This is a genomic window from Leucobacter sp. CX169, assembly GCF_017161405.1.
In the GTDB taxonomy this organism is placed as follows: Bacteria; Actinomycetota; Actinomycetes; order Actinomycetales; family Microbacteriaceae; genus Cx-87.
This window is the reverse complement of record NZ_CP071051.1, coordinates 2,903,414-2,923,174: the sequence shown is the minus strand read 5'-3', so window position 1 is coordinate 2,923,174 and position 19,761 is coordinate 2,903,414. Positions and strand designations below refer to the sequence as shown.

Annotated in this window: 17 protein-coding genes; 11 read left to right on the top strand and 6 right to left on the bottom strand. The window is 65.9% G+C overall.

The genetic code is table 11. The annotated features are described in order from the left end of the window. Positions 1–133: 133 nt before the first annotated feature. A complete protein-coding gene (locus JW030_RS13340) occupies positions 134–574 on the bottom strand; it encodes a hypothetical protein (RefSeq protein ID WP_188045106.1) in 441 nt (146 codons plus the stop codon). 50 nt (positions 575–624) lie between these two features. Continuing rightward, positions 625–1,038 carry a phage holin family protein gene (locus JW030_RS13335; protein ID WP_188045107.1) on the bottom strand — a complete coding sequence of 138 codons (414 nt, stop codon included), beginning with the start codon at positions 1,036–1,038 and terminating at the stop codon, positions 625–627. Positions 1,039–1,138: 100 nt separating this feature from the next. On the opposite strand from JW030_RS13335, the gene JW030_RS13330 reads away from it, so the two are divergent. The 4 genes from JW030_RS13330 to JW030_RS13315 are packed head-to-tail and all read left to right on the top strand — an operon-like array spanning position 1,139 to position 5,782. After that, positions 1,139–2,248: a histidinol-phosphate transaminase gene (locus tag JW030_RS13330; protein WP_241095473.1), complete on the top strand. Its 1,110-nt coding sequence runs from the start codon at positions 1,139–1,141 to the stop codon at positions 2,246–2,248. A gap of 2 nt (positions 2,249–2,250) precedes the next feature. Beyond that, a complete protein-coding gene (locus tag JW030_RS13325) occupies positions 2,251–3,408 on the top strand; it encodes a thiamine pyrophosphate-dependent enzyme (RefSeq protein ID WP_188045250.1) in 1,158 nt (385 codons plus the stop codon). Beyond that, positions 3,405–4,412: an alpha-ketoacid dehydrogenase subunit beta gene (locus tag JW030_RS13320; protein ID WP_241095472.1), complete on the top strand. Its 1,008-nt coding sequence runs from the start codon at positions 3,405–3,407 to the stop codon at positions 4,410–4,412. Before JW030_RS13325 ends, JW030_RS13320 begins: the two co-directional genes overlap by 4 nt. 29 nt (positions 4,413–4,441) lie before the next feature. Continuing rightward, positions 4,442–5,782, top strand: a complete 1,341-nt coding sequence (locus JW030_RS13315) for a dihydrolipoamide acetyltransferase family protein (protein ID WP_188045109.1) — start codon at positions 4,442–4,444, stop codon at positions 5,780–5,782. Here the strand turns inward: JW030_RS13315 and JW030_RS13310 are convergent. Both JW030_RS13310 and JW030_RS13305 read right to left on the bottom strand, forming a co-directional pair. After that, complete coding sequence (locus JW030_RS13310) at positions 5,779–6,153, bottom strand: helix-turn-helix transcriptional regulator (protein WP_188045110.1); 375 nt, start codon at positions 6,151–6,153, stop codon at positions 5,779–5,781. The two genes, JW030_RS13315 and JW030_RS13310, sit on opposite strands and share 4 nt — an antisense overlap. After that, positions 6,146–7,399 carry an MFS transporter gene (locus tag JW030_RS13305; RefSeq protein ID WP_188045111.1) on the bottom strand — a complete coding sequence of 418 codons (1,254 nt, stop codon included), beginning with the start codon at positions 7,397–7,399 and terminating at the stop codon, positions 6,146–6,148. The genes JW030_RS13310 and JW030_RS13305 overlap by 8 nt, the downstream gene beginning before the upstream one ends. Positions 7,400–7,670: 271 nt before the next feature. Between JW030_RS13305 and JW030_RS13300 the strand changes: the two genes are divergently transcribed. The 7 genes from JW030_RS13300 (at position 7,671) to JW030_RS13270 (ending at position 17,699) form a co-directional block, all read left to right on the top strand. Beyond that, on the top strand, positions 7,671–9,323 hold the full coding sequence (locus JW030_RS13300; protein WP_188045112.1) for an ABC transporter ATP-binding protein: 1,653 nt from the start codon (positions 7,671–7,673) through the stop codon (positions 9,321–9,323). A gap of 77 nt (positions 9,324–9,400) precedes the next feature. Beyond that, on the top strand, positions 9,401–11,317 hold the full coding sequence (locus JW030_RS13295; protein ID WP_188045113.1) for an ABC transporter permease subunit: 1,917 nt from the start codon (positions 9,401–9,403) through the stop codon (positions 11,315–11,317). 22 nt (positions 11,318–11,339) lie between these two features. Then, on the top strand, positions 11,340–12,014 hold the full coding sequence (locus tag JW030_RS13290; protein ID WP_241095471.1) for an HAD-IA family hydrolase: 675 nt from the start codon (positions 11,340–11,342) through the stop codon (positions 12,012–12,014). A 59-nt stretch (positions 12,015–12,073) separates the two neighbouring features. Beyond that, the gene (locus JW030_RS13285) at positions 12,074–13,588 is read left to right on the top strand and encodes an ABC transporter substrate-binding protein (protein WP_188045115.1); all 1,515 of its coding nucleotides are present in this window, start codon (positions 12,074–12,076) and stop codon (positions 13,586–13,588) included. Positions 13,589–13,666: 78 nt separating this feature from the next. Beyond that, entirely contained in the window at positions 13,667–14,974 is a 1,308-nt protein-coding gene (locus JW030_RS13280) for an FAD-binding oxidoreductase (protein WP_223159865.1), read from the top strand. A gap of 32 nt (positions 14,975–15,006) precedes the next feature. After that, a complete protein-coding gene (locus JW030_RS13275) occupies positions 15,007–16,497 on the top strand; it encodes an aldehyde dehydrogenase family protein (protein WP_206348584.1) in 1,491 nt (496 codons plus the stop codon). 98 nt (positions 16,498–16,595) lie between these two features. After that, positions 16,596–17,699, top strand: a complete 1,104-nt coding sequence (locus JW030_RS13270) for an alanine racemase (RefSeq protein WP_188045116.1) — start codon at positions 16,596–16,598, stop codon at positions 17,697–17,699. A 24-nt stretch (positions 17,700–17,723) separates the two neighbouring features. Here JW030_RS13270 and JW030_RS13265 read toward each other — a convergent pair whose 3' ends face one another. Both JW030_RS13265 and JW030_RS13260 read right to left on the bottom strand, forming a co-directional pair. Next, positions 17,724–18,449, bottom strand: a complete 726-nt coding sequence (locus JW030_RS13265; protein ID WP_188045117.1) for a GntR family transcriptional regulator — start codon at positions 18,447–18,449, stop codon at positions 17,724–17,726. Between the two features lie 131 nt (positions 18,450–18,580). Further along, positions 18,581–19,654, bottom strand: coding sequence for a cation diffusion facilitator family transporter (locus tag JW030_RS13260; protein WP_188045118.1), 1,074 nt, complete (start codon positions 19,652–19,654; stop codon positions 18,581–18,583). Positions 19,655–19,761 lie beyond the last annotated feature (107 nt).

Below are 19,761 nucleotides of genomic sequence, written 5' to 3'. Positions count from 1 at the left end.
CGAAATCTCCGAGGCTCGGTGGGGACTCATGTGTGGCGCAGAGAGGTTGCGTCCGCCTCTATTCTCCCCCACGACGCGAAGGCTTGGGTCCAGGGCGCAACCCGGCGCCCCACAGGTAGCGGACGGGACGAAACTAACCGATGACCGGTCCCCCAGTGAGCTGCGAGAACACCCCAGACCCGGCCCAGATCAGCGCAAGCACGATGACGATGAGAACGGGAGAGAGCAGGATGAGGACCGCGAGGATCAGGGCCCAGACACCAGCGGACTTGCGGGCGGACTGCACGAGCCCGATGACTGCCAACACCAGCGCCACCGAGGCTGGAATGAGGGCGAAGAATGCCAGCCCGTCCGAGAATGCGCCGACGCCGGCCAGCGCGATCCCGAGGGCAGAGGCCGCGAACGACCACCAAACGAACGGCGAGGTGCGGGACTTCGCCCGCGGAGCGCTGGCTGCGACCTGTGGCGCGGGCGGCGGCGGGGCAAGCTGACCCCAAGCGGCACCGTCCCACCACTGCAACTCGCCCCGGGCATTCGGATACCAACCGGCGGGGACTCCCGTTGCATGGCTCATGCCGGCCATTCTTCCGGAACACTCCGGTTCAACGCCAGCAGGAAGCCGAGCTAGCCCTTGGGGATCTTTGATTTCGTCGTGCCGAGCAGCCCGTTGAAGATGGCCGTCAGGATGGACAGCACGAGCGCGCCCAGCACGCCCCACCAAAACCCGTCGACGCGCAGCCCGAAGCCCGCGAGGTCCGAGACCCACGCCACCACCAAGATCAGGGCGCCGTTGACGAGCAGGCCGAAGAGACCAAGCGTGAGGACCCGCAGCGGCCAGGTGAGGAAGCGGGCGACGCGGCCGAGTGAACCGTTCACGAGGCCGAACAGGAGCGCCACGAGGACGAACGTGCCGATCCTGCCCCAGTTGTCCTCGCTGATCGGTTCGACCCAGAAGTGTTGGGGCTCGCCGCCGCCCACGATAAGGGTCGTGAGCCAGAGGGCGAACGCGCACACCAGGATGCGAATGATGGTCTTCATGTCCACAAGTTTTGCAGGTGAAACCGAGAGTTTGCGAGGGGGACGGCGAGCGTGGCGCGCGTATCCCGGCTCGGACATTCGGCCTCAGTACACTGGCAAGGTGAGCCCGACGACCGAGCCCCCCATCCGGATTCGTTCCGAGATCCTGGCAGTTCCCCCCTACCGACAGGGGGCTGCGCCGACGCGCCCGGGCTTCAAGCTGTCGAGCAACGAGAACCCGTTCCCGCCGCTGCCGGCGGTGGAGGCGGCGCTTGTCGCCCAGACCGGGATGAATCGCTACGCGGGCGCTGCGATGCCCGAGCTCCGCGCTGCGATCGGCGAGCGCTTCGGCCTCGATCGCGCCGCCTCCCAGCAGGCGGTGCACCTCGCGCCCGGCTCGGTGGCGATCCTGTATCAGCTGATCCAGGCGGTCGTCGGACCCGGCGAGAGCTTCGTGCACGCGTGGCCGAGCTTCGAGGGCTACCCCTTCCTCGGCCTGGCGTCCGGAGCCGAGTGCGTGAAGGTACCGCTCGCCCCTGGCGCGCGGCATGACCTCGACGCCATGGCGGAGGCGTGCACCGAGCGCACCCGCGCGGTGATCCTGTGCTCGCCCAACAACCCGACGGGCCCCGCGATCAATCGCGACGAGTTTGACCGCTTCATGGGCCTTGTGCCCGCAGACACCCTCGTGATTCTGGACGAGGCATACCGCGAGTTCGTCACCGACCCGCAGGCGGTGCGCGGTGAAGACGTGCTCGCGCTGCACCCCAACCTCGTCGTGCTGCGCACGTTCTCGAAGGCCTTCGGCCTCGCGGGCCTCCGCATCGGCTACGCGGTCGGCGACCCCCGGGTGCTCGACGCCGCCCGCACCACGGCGATCCCGCTGGCCGTCACGGCGCAGGCTGAGGCCGCGGCGCTCGCGACGCTGGCGCCCGACTCGCTCGCGACGCTTGAGCGTCAGATCGGCGACCTGGTCGAACGCCGCACCGCGCTCGTCGGGGGCCTCCGCGAGCAGGGCTACGACGTCCCCGACGCGCAGGCGAACTTTGTGTGGATCGAGCTGGGCGACGACGCCGTCGCGCTTGCCGACGCGTTCGTCGCCGAGGGCACCCTCGTGCGCCCGTTCCCGGGCCACGGGGTGCGCATCTCGGTCGGCGAGGCCGACAGCGTCGCTGAAGTGTTGAGAATTACCGCGGCGTTTGTTGCTCGCGGGACGGGAGGGGAAGCGTGAAGCTGACCGAGTGGATTGACCCGGAGCCGATCCGGTTCCTGGATGACGACGGGAATTACGCCCCGTCAGCGTCGGCGGCGGATTTCGCCGCACAGCTCGCGGACGTCACCGAGGCGGAGCTGCGCGAGTGGTACCGCGACATGGTGGTCACGCGCGCGTTCGATACCGAGTGCACGCACCTGCAACGCCAGGGGCAGCTGGGCCTGTGGGTGCCGAGCGTGGGCCAGGAGGGCTGCCAGGTCGGGCTTGGCCGGGCCACCGAACCGCAGGATCACATCTTCCCCGCGTACCGCGAGCACGCCATTGCGCGCATCCGCGGCGTTCGCCTCGTCGATATTGCCGCGCAGTTCCGCGGGCTCACGCACGGCGGCTGGGACGTGACGGACCCGAAGAACGGGAACTTCCACCTCTACACGCTCGTGCTCGGCGCGCAGACGCAGCACGCGACCGGCAACGCGCTCGGGCAGCTGCTCGACGCGAAGCGCCGCGCGGGGGTCACCTCGATGGACGCCGGCGAGCCCGGCACCGCGACCGGCGAGGCCACGATGGTCTTTTACGGCGACGGCACCTCGAGCCAGGGCGACCCCAACGAGGCGATGATTTTCGCGACGAGCTATCAGACGCCAGAGGTCTTCGTCGTGCAGAACAACCAGTGGGCGATCTCCGTTCCCGTCGAGCGCCAGTCGCGCACCCCGCTGTACCGCCGCGCCATCGGGTTCGGCATGCCCGCCGTGCAGATCGACGGCAACGACCCGCTCGCCGCGTACGCGGTGGGCCGACACTTCCTCGATCAGGCGCGAACCGGCGGCGGGCCCGCCTTCATCGAGGCGCTGACCTACCGGATCGGCGCGCACACCACGAGCGACGATCCCACGCGCTACCGCGAGACCGCGGAACGCGAGGCGTGGGAGCGGCGCGACCCCATCACCCGCTTCGGAGCCTACCTGCGCGCACAGGGCGTTCCCGAGGAGTTCTTCACCGAGACCGACGCTTGGGCCGAGGCCGAGGCGAAGCAGTCCCGCGACGAGATCCTGAATCTTCCGAAGCCTGACGCGGACTCGATGTTCGCCCATGTCTATGCCGAGCCGCACCCGCGCATTGACGAGCAGCGCGAGTGGCTCGAGCGCTACGAGTCCTCGTTTACGGAGGCAGACGCATGACTGAACTGAACACCCAGGCCCCCGCGGGCCTGCAAACGATGCCGATCGCCAAGGCGATCACGGCGGGCCTGCGCGCCGCGATGCAAAAGAACGACCGCGTGCTCATGATGGGCGAGGACATCGGGCCGCTCGGCGGCGTCTTCCGCGTCACCGATGGCCTGCAGGCCGAGTTTGGCTCGGCGCGCGTGCTCGATACGCCCCTCGCCGAGTCCGGCATCGTGGGCAGCGCGATCGGGCTCGCGATGCGCGGCTACACGGCCGTCTGCGAGATCCAGTTCGACGGCTTTATCTTCCCGGCCTTCAACCAGATCACGTCGCAGCTCGCGAAGATTCGCAGCCGCCACGACGGCCGGGTGGACTTCCCGGTTGTGATCCGGGTGCCTTACGGCGGGCACATCGGCGCGATCGAGCACCACCAGGAGAGCCCCGAGGCGTACTTCGCGCACACTCCCGGCCTCCGCGTCGTCAGCCCGTCGACCGCGAACGACGCCTACTGGATGATCCAGCAGGCGATCGAGTCGCGCGACCCCGTGCTGTTCTTCGAGCCCAAGGCGAAGTACTGGCAGAAGGGCCAGGTCGACCTCAGTCAACCGCCCGCCGAGCTGCACCGCACCCGCGTCGCGCGCGTCGGCACCGACGTCACCGTGGTCGGCTTCGGGGCGATGGTCACGACGCTGCTGCAGGCCGCTGAGGTCGCGCAGGCGGAGGGCACGAGCGTCGAGGTCGTCGATCTGCGCAGCATCTCCCCCATCGACTATGAGCCGCTGCTTACCTCGGTGCGGAAGACCGGCCGACTGGTTGTCGCGCAGGAGGCCCCGGGCACCGCGAGCGTCGGCAGCGAGATCGCCGCGACCGTCGCCGAGCGCGCGTTCTACTCGCTGCACGCCCCCGTGCTGCGCGTCTCGGGGTACGACACCCCGTTCCCGCCCGCCGCGGTCGAGACGATGTACCTGCCAGACGCCGACCGCGTGCTCGAAGCGGTCGACCGTACGATGCACTACTAACCGTGAACCACAATTCGAAGGAGCCACTCATGACCGAGATGGTGTTCAGCCTCCCCGACGTTGGCGAGGGGCTCACGGAGGCCGAGCTGGTGACCTGGCTCGTTGCCCCCGGTGATGAAATCACGTTGAACCAGGTCGTGTGCGAGATCGAGACGGCCAAGTCGCTCGTCGAGTTGCCCTCGCCGTTCGCCGGCACGGTGACCGAGCTGATGGTCGCCGAGGGCGTCACGGTGCCGGTGGGCGACCCGATCCTGCGCGTGAGCGCGAAAGCTGCGGCAGGATCCGCGCCGGAGCCCGCCGCGACCCCGAGTGGGGCGGCCACCCACGATGCAGTGGTCGATGCGACCGCCAGTGTGACCCATGAGGTCGACGAGAAGCCGGGCGCGGTGCTCGTCGGCTACGGCGTCAGCGGCGCGGCGAAGAGCCGCCGCCGCCGGGGCGGCGAACCGCTGCTGGACGGTGCCGCTACATCGGCACCCTCGCACTCGGTGATTCCGGTCGCCGACGCGTACCCGGTGATCGCGAAGCCGCCAATCCGCAAGCTCGCGAAAGACCTCGGCGTCGACCTCACCCGGATCGCCGGGTCGGGCATCGCCGGGGAGATCCTGCGCGACGACGTAGTGCGCCAGGCCGGGCAGGCGAGCGTCTTCCGCAACATTGTGACGCCCGAACCGTCGGCGCAGCGCGAGGAACGCATCCCGCTGAAGGGCATGCGCAAGCAGATCGCGAAGGCGATGGTGGCAAGCTCGAATGAGGCGCCGCACGTCGGGGTCTTCACCGACGTCGACGCGACCCGCACGATGGAGTTCGTCAAGCGGCTCAAGGCTTCGACCGACTTCGCGGGGGTCAAGGTCTCGCCCCTGCTGATCTTCGCAAAGGCGATGCTGTGGGCGATCCGCCGCAACCCGGCGGTGAACTCCACCTTTACTGAGACCGAGATCATTCGCCACAACTTCGTGAACCTCGGCATCGCCGCGGCGACGCCGCGCGGGCTGATCGTGCCGAACATTAAGGACGCGCAGGAGCTCAGTCTGCTGGAGCTCGCCCAGGCGATCGAGCAGCTCACCATCACGGCCCGCGACGGTCGCACCCAGCCGGCCGAGATGGCCGAGGGTACGATCACCATCACGAACATTGGCGTGTTCGGAATGGACTTCGGCACTCCGATCCTGAACCCCGGTGAGGTTGCCATTATGGCGATGGGCACGATCAAGCTGAAGCCCTGGGTGGTCGACGGCGAAGTGCGCCCGCGCATGGTGACGACGGTGGGTGGCTCGTTCGACCACCGCGTGGTCGACGGCGACGTCATCTCCCGCTTCGTGGCGGACGTCGCTTCGGTGCTTGAGGAGCCGGCGCTGCTGCTGGACTAGGCGGGAGCGGCTTCCGCGGGCTCGCGGTGGTGGGGCGGCGTGGCATGGAGCACGTGCTCCGAGTGCTGCAACAAGTTCTCGACCAGGAGCGCGACGTGATCTCCGCCGATCCGGTACCGGATGGAGGTCCCGTCGCGCCGCGGCAGCACGAGCCCGCCAGTCTTGAGCTTCGCGAGATGCTGCGAGACCGCGGGGATGGGGCGCTCGAGGCGGTGGCCGATTTCACCGACGGAGTGTTCGCCCTCGACGAGCAGGAGCTCGAGGATGCCGAGCCGAGTGCGGTCGGCGAGTAACTGAGAGATCTGGGCGGCCCAATCGAGCTCTTCGTCGTTCGCGCGGTGCAGGGGTGCGTTGGCACTGGGCTTACCCATGGCGCGCCTCCTCTTGGTCGTTCGTCAATTGTGCCCCATGCGAGGCTGGACGCTGCCACATGGTCTGTGCTGCGACGAGGCTGAGGAGGGCAATCGCGACGAGCCCAAGGGCGGTCGGCCCGTACCCGAGCGTGCTCGCGCCCCATCCGGCGAGCGGGTACGTGATGATCCACCAGCCGTGGGAAAGCGAGAACTGGCCAGCGAAGACCTCGGGTAGATCCTCGTCACGTGTGTTCTCGCGCACCACCCGGCCCATCGGCGTGAGCGTGGCCGAGTAGCCGAAGCCGGCCACAAACCAGAGCGCGCCAACGAGGACCATGGTCTGGGACTGGGGAAGCTGGGCGCCCAGCAGCGGCCACAGCAGCGCGATAGGGGCGATGAGCACGACGCAGCCGCCCATCATGAATCGGCGCAGCCCGATCCGGGGCAGCAGCGTCGGCATGATGACCGCGGCGACGATGGACCCGAGGCCGAACGGCGCGAGGATGCCCGCGGCCTGGGATTCGCTCGCCCCGAGCACCTCGCGCGCCAGGGGAATCGTGAGTACCAGGACGACGGGGCCGACCGCGGCGATAGAGAGCTGCAGCATGAGCGTCGCGCGGAGCGCCGGGGTGAAGAGCATGAGCTTGATGCCGCGGGTGACCGAACCGCGCGCTTGCCCCGAACCGAGGGCCGAGACGCGGGGAAGCGCAACGGAGAGGATGAGTGTCGCCGAGGCAATAAAGCCGATTCCGGTGCCGAGAAACAGCATTGACGAGTGCGTGACAAGCAGGAGCAGCCCGGCCAGGCTGGGCGAAACGAGCGCCTCAAGGTCGTAGGCGAGTCGCGAGAGGGCCAGGGCGCCCGTGTACTCCTTCTCCTTCGTGAGCACCGCCGGCAGCGCGGCCTGGTACGTCGGAGTGAACAGCGCCGAGGCGGCCTGCAGGATGAAGATCAATAAGTAGGCGGCGGTGATGCCGTCAACGAACGGCAGGGCAAAGGCGACCGCCGCCCGCGCGATGTCAGTGGTGATCATGAGCCGCCGTGCCCCGACGCGCCGCGCGATGGCTGGGGCTAGCGGGGCGAGCACGAGGTAGGTGACCATCTTGATGCCGAGGATGGTGCCGAGCACTGCGGCGGCCCGATCGCCCGCTAGGTCCACCGCGAGAAAGCCGATGGCGATCGTTGCGAGGCCGGTGCCGAGCAAGGCAACGATGTGGGCCGAGAGGAGTCGGCGGTAGACGCGGTTGCGGAGGGCGGAGAGCATGCGAACAGTATTCAAGTATTTGCGTAAGAACGCAAGTAGTGGGTGGCCGAGGTGGTCGCGCAGAAGCCTGCCGTCTTGTTACTGGGGCCGGGAGGTCGCAAGTGGGGCGCAAATTGTCTATTGGTAACAATCCGCACCAGGGCGTGCCGTGGGAAGTGTCTCATTCCGGAAACGAGAACGGTAGATTGTTGACAATCTGCATGAGCTTTGCCTATCCTCAAATTTATCACGTGCAACGCCGCCGTGACTCACCCGGAATGCTGGAGCACCAATGCACAGTCTCGAAGTGACCGACCTCAAGATCTCCATTGGGGGTCGTGCCATTGTGAATGGCACCACGTTCCACGTGGGCCAGGGTCAGCGTGTCTGCCTCCTCGGGGAGTCCGGTTCCGGTAAGTCTCTGACCGCGAGCGCAGTACTCGGCCAGTTGCCGCGCAACGCCGTGACCTCGGGCAGCATCAAGGTCAACGGCATCGAGGTGCTCGGTGTCCCCGCCTCGAAGCGCGCGAACGATGCACGCGTAGCGATGGTGTTTCAAGACTCCGCCGTCGCCCTGAACCCGCTGGTGCGTATGCGCGAGCAGCTGGTTGAGCCGTTGCGGCGCCACCGGGAGCTGTCTCGTGTCGATGCGTTGGAGCTTGCCGTAGAGCTCGCAGAATCGGTGGGTCTGCCCGACCCAGAGAACATCATTGACCGGTTCCCGGCCGAGCTCTCGGGCGGCCAGCGGCAGCGCGTCTGTATCGCACTTGCCCTCGCGTGCAACACCCGACTGATGGTGGCCGACGAACCGACGACCGCGCTTGACGTCGTCACCCAGAAGCGCGTGTTGGAGGTCCTGAAGAAGTACACCGCGGGGCAGAACACCCCGGCGCTGCTCTTCATCACGCACGACTTTGCCGTCGCATCCGAACTGTGCAGCGACGCGGTTGTCATGAAAGACGGTGATGTCGTCGAGCGCGGGAACGTCCACTCGATTTTCGCCGCCCCCAGGAACCCCTACACTCGCGAACTCATCCGCGCGGCCCGTTCCGCGACCGTCGAGCCCTACATCGAGAAGTTCCGCGATGAACTCGCGGCACTTCGTGAGCAGCACGAGGCCCCGGCGCCCGAGCGCAGAATCTTCTTCGATATCGCCAATGTGAGCCGCGAGTACGCGATGCCCCGAAAGCGCCCCTTTGCTTCGCGCGAGATGAAGCCGGCCCTCAACCTGACCAGCTTGGTCATCGGCGCCGGCGAGCGGGTCGGCATCGTCGGCGTCTCGGGGTCGGGCAAGACGACACTGCTGCGCATCATGCTCGCTCTCGAATCAACGGACACCGGCGCGATCGTCTGCACCGGCAAAGAGGTCTACCCCGCCGAGGTGAAGCAGCTGAAGTGGTACCGCCGCAAGGTGCAGTATGTGCCCCAGGATCCGGCCAGCACGCTCGATCCGCTCATGACGGTGCAGGGCCTCGTCAAGGAGCCGCTGGTGCGCCTCGGCGTGCAGGGCAATCACGACGAGATGGTGAGTGAAGCGCTACACGCGGTCAACCTTGACGAGCGTTTCTTGAACCGCCGAGCGAACGAGCTCTCGGGAGGCCAGGCCCAGCGCCTCGCGATCGCCCGTGCCATCGCCACGCGGCCCGACTTCTTGCTGGCCGACGAGCCGGTCAGCGGCCTAGATCTTCCGATGCGCGAATCGATCGTCAGCCTGATGCGTCAGGTCTCACAAGAGCGTGGCACTGGAATTGTCGTGGTGTCCCACGACCTCTCGATGGTGGCAAGCCTCTGTGAGCGCACCATCGTGATGCACGGCGGCGATGTGGTCGAAGACCGGCCCACGAAGCAGCTCCTCACCAGTCCGCGTCACCCGCGTACGCGGGAACTGCTCGATGCCATCCCGAACCTCCACATGGTTCCGGAGGGCCTGGAGATTCCCGCCTAGCTAGGGCGACCGAGCCCGGTACCCGACCCAGCGGTCCAGGTGCCCACCCCAGCACATACTTTGAGGAAGGAAAGCAGATGTCGGTATCTACGCAGGCTGTTCCCGCGCTGCGCAACGCCCAACGTCGAAACGCGCTCTCAGGCTCGTCGCGTGCGGCCATTATTTCGACCCTGTCGCGCATTATCACCATCTTCGCGGTGATCTTCATGCTGGGCATTCTGCCGCTTCTCTCCGGCCGCGACATCGCCGCGTCCGTGTACCGCTCGCGCTACTCAGAGGGCGCGATTGATCCCGAAGCGCTCGAGGCCATTCGCCTCGAACTCGGGCTGAACGGTGGCCCAGTGGGGGCCTTCTTCTCCTGGTTCGGAAACGCCGTGCAGGGAGACTTCGGCGTCTCGTGGACAACTCGCCAGCCCGTCATGCCAGAGATGATCTCGGCGCTCGGCGTCTCGCTGACCCTCATGCTCGCCTCACTGGTGGTCGCCGTGGTGCTCGGAGCACTGCTGACGATTCCGACCTTCGTGCGCGGCCTCGCCGGGCGGTCCGACCGGACGGGAGGCGGAATTGCCGCCGCGTTCACCGCCCTGCCCGAGTTCCTGCTCGCCTCCGTGCTGCTGGTCGTCTTCGCCGTCTGGCTCGGTTGGTTCCCTCCATTTGGGTGGCGCGGCATCAGCTACGTCGTCCTGCCGGCACTGTCCATGGGATTGCCCACCGGCGGCTTCCTCGGACGCCTGCTCTCCGACGCCCTCGCGAACACCTTCAGCGAACGCTGGGTGGCCACCTGGCAGGTAGCGGGCTTCTCGAAGACGCGCATCATCTTCGCCGTTATTCGTCGCACGCTCCCCGCCGTGACCGCGCCTATGTCACTGATCCTCGTCGGCATTACGGCTGGTGCCGTGGTGATCGAGCAGGTATATGCAATTCCAGGCATAGGCCGGGCAACCCTGGCGGCCGTGCAGTCGCAGGACCTGCCGATGCTGCAAGCCGGTGTGATCCTCCTCATGCTGCTCGCCGTGCTACTGGGCCTCGGCGCTACGCTGCTCCGGCGCGTGCTGCTCGGCCCCGCACTGCGCTCGAACTCGCTGCCCGCGGCTGTGCCCAAGACCCCGAGTTCGAAGTGGGCGCTCGTGTTGCCCGCGGTCATGCTCGTGCTGCTCATCGTCATCGTGGTCGCCGGCCTGCCTCGCGACCCCTACGCGCTCGATTACACCCGTCTACAGCCGCCGAGTTGGGAGCTTCCGCTGGGCGCTGATGCCAGTGGACGCGATGTTCTCGCCCGCATCTCGCACGGCGCACTCTCCACCATGGGTGTTGGGGTTCTCGTCGCAGGCATCTGTCTCGTGCTGGGACTCATCGTAGGCATGTTCCCCAACGCTGGCGCCGGACCGATCGAGATCACGAACGCGGCGCCGCCCATCATCGCTGGCCTGATCGTTGCCGCGGTGCTCGGTCCGTCGTCCTTCGGCGCGGCCATTGCAGTCGCCGCCGTCAGTTGGGCACCGCTGGCGGCCCACACTGCCGCACTCGTGTCAGAGGTGAAAGCCCAACCGCACGTCAAGATCGCGCCGGTGCTCGGAGTCGGAAAGACGCGGATGATGCTCCGCTACGTACTTCCGAGCGTCATCGGCCCAGTGTTTCGTCACGCGTGTCTGCGCCTTCCTGGAATCGCGCTCGCGTTGGCCGCCCTCGGCTTTTTGGGCCTGGGCCCGCAGCCGCCGCAGTCCGACTGGGGCCTGGTGCTCGCCGAGGGCATGCCCTACGTCGAGCGAGCGCCCCTCGTGGTGTTGGTGCCGGCCGGCGCGCTCATGCTCCTTTCGATCTTCGCCGTTTCCCTCTCGAGCCTGAGTTTCGACTTCCGCAGAGGCCGCAACAAGTTTGGTGCGGGCATCGACGCGGCGGGCAATGGCTTCACCCCCGGGGGCAGCACGCTTCCGGTCCTCGCTACGGCGCCGATTCAGGTCGAGCCGGCACCGACTCCCAAACACTCTCGCTAGCACCCCCACGAAAGGCATCTCAGTGTCCCTGGAAATTCCTCGCCCCAAGTACATCTCGTTCGACATCATCGGCACGCTCATCTACTTCGAGATGCGCAAGACGGTTGAGCCCATGATTGCTGACCGCCTGGACGGCGAGCAGCTGGAGGCGTTCTTCAGTAAGTTCAGCCTCGACCGCTACGACGAGATCATGGAATATCGTCCGTACGATCAGATTCTGGAGCGCTCATTTCGCCGGACCGCCGCGCGCTTTGGCCTGGAGATCACTGACGAGCAAGTGGCCACCGTGCAGCAGGACGTGCTGAGCTGGGGCGCACACCCGGACGTACTCGAGCCCCTCGCCAAGATGGCGGATCACTTCCCGCTGGTGGGTCTCTCGAACGCCGATGACCGCCACCTGAACGCCTTCATCCCCCGCCTCGGCGCACCCTTCCACGCAGTCATCACTGCCGAGCAGACCGGGGCCTACAAGCCTCGTTTCCAGGCATTCGAACACATGCTCGCAGAACTGGACGCGCAGCCCGAAGACTTCCTCCACATTTCCTCACACCACCTGTATGACCACGTCCCCATGGAACTGCTGGGCTTCCACAACAAGGTCTACCTGGACCGTGGGTACGACATCGACATTCCCGAATATGGCGCGCAGCGAGTGACCTCGCTCGACGAGGTCAACGAGGCGCTCGGCATCAAGTAGTGCGCTGATCCCCACCGGGGAATCCAGCAGACATCAGTTCTTCAAGAAAGGTCCCACGCATGCGCACAACGTTTGGTCCCAAAGTTGCGACGACGATCGCCATCGCCGCAAGCATCACCCTCGTCATGACCGGATGCGCCGGCGGCAGCAACGCCGCAGGCGGCGAAGGGGGAGGCAATGACCGCATCGAGCTCGTCATGATGCAGCCACCCACGGCGGCCCTGAACCCCTTCAGTGACGACGTCGCAAAGCTCTCGCGCTGGAGCACCGGCGAGACCCTCGTTCGGCTAAATGAAAACCTCGAGATCGAACCGTTGCTCGCCACCGAATGGGAGCAGGTCGATGAGCTGACCTGGATCTTCACGCTGCGTGACGACGTCACCTTCCACGACGGAACCCCATTCGATGCGGCAGCAGCGAAGAACACCTTTGACCAGGCGGCGTCCTCGACGACCCCGCCGCGTGCCCTCAAGGGCATATCGGTCACGACCGAGGCCACCGGCGACTACGAGCTCACGGTCACGACCGACGTGCCTGACCCGCTGCTCACCAACCGCTTCGCCAGCCCACAGCTCTCGGTCTTCTCTGACGCCGCGTACCTCGAAGACGGCACGGTGACCCCCGTTGGCACCGGCACCGGCCCCTTCGAGCTCGTGGACGTGCAGGGCACGACGACCGCGACCCTCGACCGCTACGAGGACTACTGGGGCGATGTCGCCCTCGCTTCGGGCATTGACGTTTCGTTCGTCCCCGATGGTGCGGCACGCGCCGGCGCCCTTCGCGCGGGCACCGCGGACGTTGCCGAGACCATTCCGGTCTCGCAGGTCACCCTCCTTGACCCCGAGATGGTGAATGAGGTCTTCATGCCGCGCTCGACCATCATGACCATGAACAACACGACCGGCCCCTTCGCCGACCCGGCCGTGCGGGCAGCAGCTCGTGCAGCGATTGACCCGCAGGCCATCGTGGAGACGGTGTACGAGGGCCAGGCGGACCCGTCCACCGGCCTGCTCGGCCCGGCGATCCCGTGGGCAGAGCCGATGCGCGGTGACGTCGAATCGGGCGTAGCCCCGGCCAAGGTCGACGGCATTGCAATCACCCTCGCCACCTACACGGATCGTGCGGAGAACCCCGAGATTGCGGTGCAGCTCGAAAAGCAGCTCGAAGATGCAGGCTTCGTCGTGACGCAGGACGTTCGCGAGTACGTCAACATGGAAGAAGAAATGCTAAACCCGGGCTTTGACGCTGTGATCTACTCACGCGGCACGATGCTTGACACGGGCGATCCGCTCTCGTTCCTCGCGCAGGATTTCACCTGCGACGGCGGATACAACGTCGCCCAGCTCTGCAACGCTGACGTCGATGCCCTCATCAAGGCGAGCCTGCAGATCCCCGCGGGCGAAGAGCGTCAGCAGGCGACGATGGACGCGGAAGCCGCGATCCTGCAGCTCGATGCCGTCGTGCCGCTCGTGCACGAGCGCGTCGTGCAGGGCGAGGCCGGAACATTCACCGACCTCGTACGTGACCCGCTTGAGCGTCGCCTCATCACCGAGTACACCACGCGAGTGAAGTAGTACACGCACCTCGGCCGGTCGGAAGCCACCGCGCTTCCGCCCGGCCCCCGGCCTCGGCCACCAGATTACGCAACACACATGAAGAAGACGGAGCACCCGAACGTGAAGATGCACTCCTACTGGCTCGATACTTCGACGCCGAGCGGTGACTACACCCAGACCGATATTCCCAAGGAGGTCGATGTCGCCGTTGTCGGCGCCGGGTTTACCGGACTGTCGACGGCCTACCACGCGGCACGCGCCGGCAAGTCGGTCGCTGTCCTCGAAGCAAACACGGTCAACTGGGGTGCATCAGGTCGCAACGGCGGCATGGCGACCACCGGTCTCGCGATCGGCTTCCGCAACGCGATCAAGCGCTACGGCGAGGAACGAGCGGTCAAGTACTTCACCGAGTACAACGACGCGATCGACCTCATCGAGAACCTCGTCAAGGACAACGACTTGCAGGTTGACTACGCGCGCACCGGCAAGATGAACCTGGCCTGGAAAGAGTCCCACTTCGAGGGGATGAAGCAGACCGCCGAGGCCCTCAAGCGGCTCGTGGGGCAGCCGGTGAAGCTTGTCGACAAGGCGAATATTCACTCTGAGATCGGCTCTGACGTGTATCACGGCGCCATGGTCGACCCCCTGGGCGCCGGCATGCACGTCGGCAAGTTCGGCCACGAGCTCGGACGTCTCGCCCTCGAAGAAGGCGCGACCATTCACGAGAAGGCGGAGGTGTATGACCTCACCCGCATCGGCAGTGGCACCGTGCACGACCTCAAGACCACTCGCGGGAACATCCGCGCGGGCAGCGTCGTGCTCGGCACGAGCGGGTACACCGGCAAGCCCTTCGGCTGGCAGCAGCGACGGGTGATCCCGGTGGGAAGCTTCATCGTGGTGACTGAGCCGCTGCCCCAGGAGCTCGTTGATGAGCTGATGCCGAACCGTCGCATGGCGTCGGATAGCAAGAACTTCATCTACTACTTCCGGATTACGCCGGACAACCGCCTGCTTTTTGGTGGTCGCGCACGCTTTGCACTGTCTGATCCCTCGCAGGATCGCGAGAGCGGCGAGATCTTGAAGAAGGCGATGCACTACATCTTCCCTCAGACGAAGAACGCACGCATTGACTACATGTGGGGCGGGCTGGTTGACATTTCGATGGACCAGATGGTGCACGCCGGCCAGCACAAGGGCCTGTACTACTCGCTCAACTACTCGGGTCATGGCGTGCAGATGGCGACCTACATGGGCAAGGTTATGACCGAGGTGATTACGGGCAACCCGTCGGCGAACGTCTGGGGCGACTTGAAGAACCCCTGGATTCCCGGCTACTTCGGAAATCCGGCTTTGCACCTTCCGGTTGGCGGGGCCTATTACGCCCTGCAAGACAAGCTGAGCTAGTAGCCGAGAACCGACGAAGGAGAACGTGAGCGATGAGTACCTGTATGTGTGAAACCGTCGAGATGCCCCAGGTCGGGTTTGAGCCCGGCTTGGAAGAGCGTCGTATCCCCGGTGGTGCATATATCGACGGGAAGTGGATCACCAGCGAGCTTTCGCTCGCGGTGACCGACCCTGAGGACGACAGCCTCATCGCTCACGTGTACGTCGGCGACGTGCACGACATGGACCGCGCCGTAGCTGGAGTGGAGCGGAGTCTGCGGGAGGACCCGTGGGAACTGTGGGAGCGACGAGAGACACTCGAGCGTGCGGCGGCCATCGTCCGCGACGAAGCAGATCGGCTCGCGCGGATCATCTCAGCAGAGAGCAGTAAAACGATCACCGAAGCGACGCGAGAGGCGGCTCGCACCGCTGAGACGCTGCGACTCTCGGCGGCCTCGGCGCACTTGTTGGAGGGCGAAACCCTGCCTCTTGCCGATACGCCCCGGGGTGCGGGAAAGATTGGGTGGAACCGTCGTGTGCCGCTTGGTGTCATCGCCGCAATCACCCCGTTCAACGACCCGATGAACCTGGTCGCGCACAAGATCGGTCCCGGCCTGATCGCCGGCAACGCGATCGTGCTTAAGCCGGCGCAGACGACGCCACTGTCGGCATTGGCGCTCGTTGATATTCTGCTGCGGGCCGGCATGCCGGCAAAGCGGATGGCGGTCCTCGTTACAGGGCGGGAGGCGGGCACGGCGCTGGTGAGCGACCCGCGCGTGGCGGCCGTCTCGTTCACCGGGGGACCGGTCACCGGCGACGCGCTCGCGCGTATTGCCGGTGCACGAAAAATGCTGATGGAGTTGGGCGGCAACAATGCCGTCGTCGTCTGTGAGGACGGCGACGTGTCGGCCGCCGCCGCCGGAATCGTCGACGGCGCCTTCGGAGTCGCCGGGCAGAATTGCCTGTCCGTGCAGCGCGTCTTCGTGCACCGCAGCCGCTACGACGAACTCGTCGCACAGGTGCTTGCGGGTACCGCGAAGCTCGTTGTCGGCTCGAAGAAAGATACCGCGACCGACGTCGGGCCACTGATCTCTGAACGCGAGGCGCAGCGCATGGCGGACTGGGTGGCCGAGTCGATCGCCGACGGCGCGCGCGTCGCCATTGGTGGCGAGCGTCGCGGGGCCTTCTTTACCCCCACCGTGCTGGTCGATGTTCCCGAACGCGCGCGCGTGCTCCACGACGAGATATTCGGACCTATCGTGTCGATCCTGCCCTTTGACGACTTTGATCGCACGCTTGACCGGGTGAACGACACCGATTTCGGCCTGCAGGCCGGCATCTACACCGCGTCGATGGCCACAGCGATGTACGCGGTGGAGCGCCTGCACGTAGGCAGTGTGCTCATCAACGAGACGAGCGACTTCCGTATCGACTCGATGCCGTTTGGCGGCTCGAAGCGGTCCGGCGTCGGTCGTGAGGGCGTCGCGAGCGCGGTCCGTGAGATGAGCGAACCAAAGAACGTCATCATCAGTCGACTGGGCTGAGCCCACCGGGCGAAGTATGGGGTGAGGCCGGGGCCGGGGGAGCACACGCGGCCCCGCGCGCCGTCGCGATATCGACTGCGCAGAGTTGGAGGACGCGCATGCAGCAATTCCCTCAGGTGATTGAGCGGCTGGGTGATCAGATCAGCACTCCGGCGCCGATCGTGTTGATCGACGTGGTCGACGACAACATTGCGCGCATGCAAGAGTTTGCCGATGCTCACGGCAAGGACCTGCGCCCGCACGTGAAGACGCACAAGTGCCTCGAGATCGGACGAATGCAGCTCGAGGCTGGCGCCATCGGTTTAACTGCCGGAAACCTGAGCGAGGCAGAGATCTTCGCCGAAGACGGCTGCGCGGACATTTTTCTGGCCTACCCCCTGTGGGCGGGCGGCGCCAAGGCTGAGCGCCTGCAACGGCTGGCGCAGGAGACGCAGCTGAGCGTAGGGGCAGAGAGTATCGCCGCCATCGATCAGCTCGCGGCCGCAATGGGTGAACTCGTTGGCCTGCTCGGCGTCGTGATCGAGGTGGACTGCGGTGCAGGGCGCTCGGGCGTACCCCCGGAAGCCGCGGGGGCCCTCGCGGCGCACGCGCAGTCGCGCGGCCTTGAGCCGCTCGGCGTGTTCACGTACCCGGGCCACGGGGGCAGGCTGGGGGCCCGTGAAGCCGCTGCCGCCGATCAGGCCGACGCGTTGCGCCGTGCGGTCGCATCGTTCGCGAATGTAGGTCTTGAAGCGCACGTCGTCAGCGCCGCATCGACGCCGACCGCGGCGTACAGCACTGACCCGGTGATCACAGAGATTCGCCCGGGGGAGTACGTCTTCAATGACTACGACAACGCGCGGTTGGGAGACTGCGAGACCGGCCAGATCGGCCTCTTTGTCGCGAGTACGGTGGTCAGCGATCAGGGTCACCGGCACGTCATCATCGACGCCGGAACGAAAGCGCTCGCCCGCGAGGGTAGCCCCGAGCGCGGCTTCGGTCAGGTCCCCAGCTTCGATGGTGTGCTGGCGAAGCTCAACGAATATCACGGATTTCTCGAGCTGCCCATCGGGGGCGAGCGCCCGACTGTCGGAGACCGGATCGCGGTAGTGCCGCATCACGTCTGCCCGGTGGTCAACGCGGTCGAAGAGCTCATCATCACTGACAGCTCCGGCACCTTCCACGGGCGATGGCGTGTCGCGGCCCAGGGGCAATTGAACTAGCGGAGAAAGTGGGCGCTGCGCCCGTTACACGCGCGCCGCTTCGTGGGCCTCGTCACGGCCGTGGCGCAGTGAACCGTCGGCATCGTGCGTGTGCAGCGGGTAGTCGTTGAGTGACAGGTGACGGTGGAGCACGAGGTGCAGCTCGGTCATATCGCCGCTGCGCAAGAGGTCAGAGATCTCGCGGTGCCCAGCGACCACGCGATCGGGCTTCGGGTACGCTCCAGGAAAATGCCTCAGGCAGATGAGCGCTTCGGTGGCCAGGGTGGCATAGGCGCGCACTAGGCGCGTGTTTCCTGAGTCAGCGACGAGCTCGGTGTGGAATTCCAGGTCGATGCGTCCAAGACCGGCCCAGTCGTCTTTCGCGAGTGCGACGGACATTCGATCGATGACGGACTCGAGGCTGTCGGCAAGCGCGTTTCGCCGCTCAGGCTCGAGTTTTGTGATGATCTCGGCGGCGGCGCACTCGATGACTTCGCGCGCCTCGTACACCTCGGCAACATCTCGCACGCTGAGTTCTTGGACGAAGACGCCGCGATTGGGGCGCGCGAGCAGCAGTCCCTCTTGGACGAGACGGTGCAGGGCCTCACGGACCGGACCGCGCGAGACATTCAGCTGGCTCGCGACCTGGGCTTCGTTGATCTGATCGCCCGGCGCGAAGGCGCCCTCAATGATGCTCTCGCGAAGCTGATCGGCAATCACCACGGCCGTGGGCCGACTCGTGATCGCGGACAGTGCGTTTACGCCATTCATGGGTGCCTCCGAGAAGCTTCAGTGAGGATGGTGCCATTCCACCACAGTGATTATTGTCGCATTGTAGACAATATTCCCGCCACTGTGGTGGATGCTGTGCAAGACCTACGAAGTGACGGGAGTATTTGGGCCTACGGGTGCAGGCTGTGCTCGTGTTCGGCGTGTGGAACCGGTTCGAGTTGCAGCGTGCAGTGGCTGGTGTCGAAATGCTCGCTGATGCAGGTGTGGAGCTCGTCGAGAATTTTGTGGTAGCCGCGAGAGTCGAGATCCTGCTCGTCAATCACGACGTGCGCCGAGAGGGCGTTGACGCCGGAGGTAATCGTCCAAGCGTGCAGGTCATGCACCTCTTGCACGCCGGGCACCGAGAGCAGGTGCTCGCGGGTCTGGTCGAGGTCAACGTCCTTCGGTGTGCTTTCCATCAGGATGTGGACGACATCCTTGAGGAGGCTGTAGGCGCGGGGGGCGATGAGGAGCGCGATCGCGAAGGCGGCCACCTGGTCAACCCAGTTCCACCCGGTGAACATGATGATGAATCCGGCCACAATGACCGCACCCGAACCGATGAGGTCGCCCAGAACCTCCAGGTAGGCGCCGCGGATATTGATACTCTCCTTTTGGCCCGACTGCAGGATCAAGAGAGAGATGACGTTCGCGACCGCGCCGACAATGGCGGCGATGAGCATTGGGCCCGTCTCGATCTCAACGTCGCTTCCGATGCGCTGGATCGCGCTGTAGACGATCACGACGCAGATGACGCTGAGGACGATGCCGTTGATCATCGCGGAGAGGACCTCGATGCGCATCAGGCCGAAGGTGCGCTTCGAGGTCGCGGGTAGCGCGGCAACAAATGTCGCGATCAGGGCGATGAGTACGCCGGTCGCGTCGGTGAGCATGTGACCCGCGTCGGCGAGCAGCGCAAGCGATCCCGAGATGTACGCGCCGATGAGTTGCACGATGAAGATCGTTGCGGTGATGCTGAGGACGATCACCAGCTTCTTGCGGTGCTTGCCGCCTGACGTCGCGTGGCCGTCCAGGCCGTGGTTGTGGTCGTGGCCGTGACCGCCGCCGTCTTGCGCCTCGGGGCGGGCGGGGTGGCCGTCGCTGAACTCGGTGCCGTGACTGTGGTCGTGCTCGTGGCTGTGCTCGTCGTGGGAGTGCGCGTCATTGCGATCCGGCGGAGTGCCCACGGAATTTTTGGAGGTCATGTGCCCACGATAACAGGATTGTAAATTGTTGACAATCCTTCAATCGTGTTGGGATCATTGAATCGGGCGGAGTTCCGCCACGCTCGGCGACGGTGCCGTGCGAATTC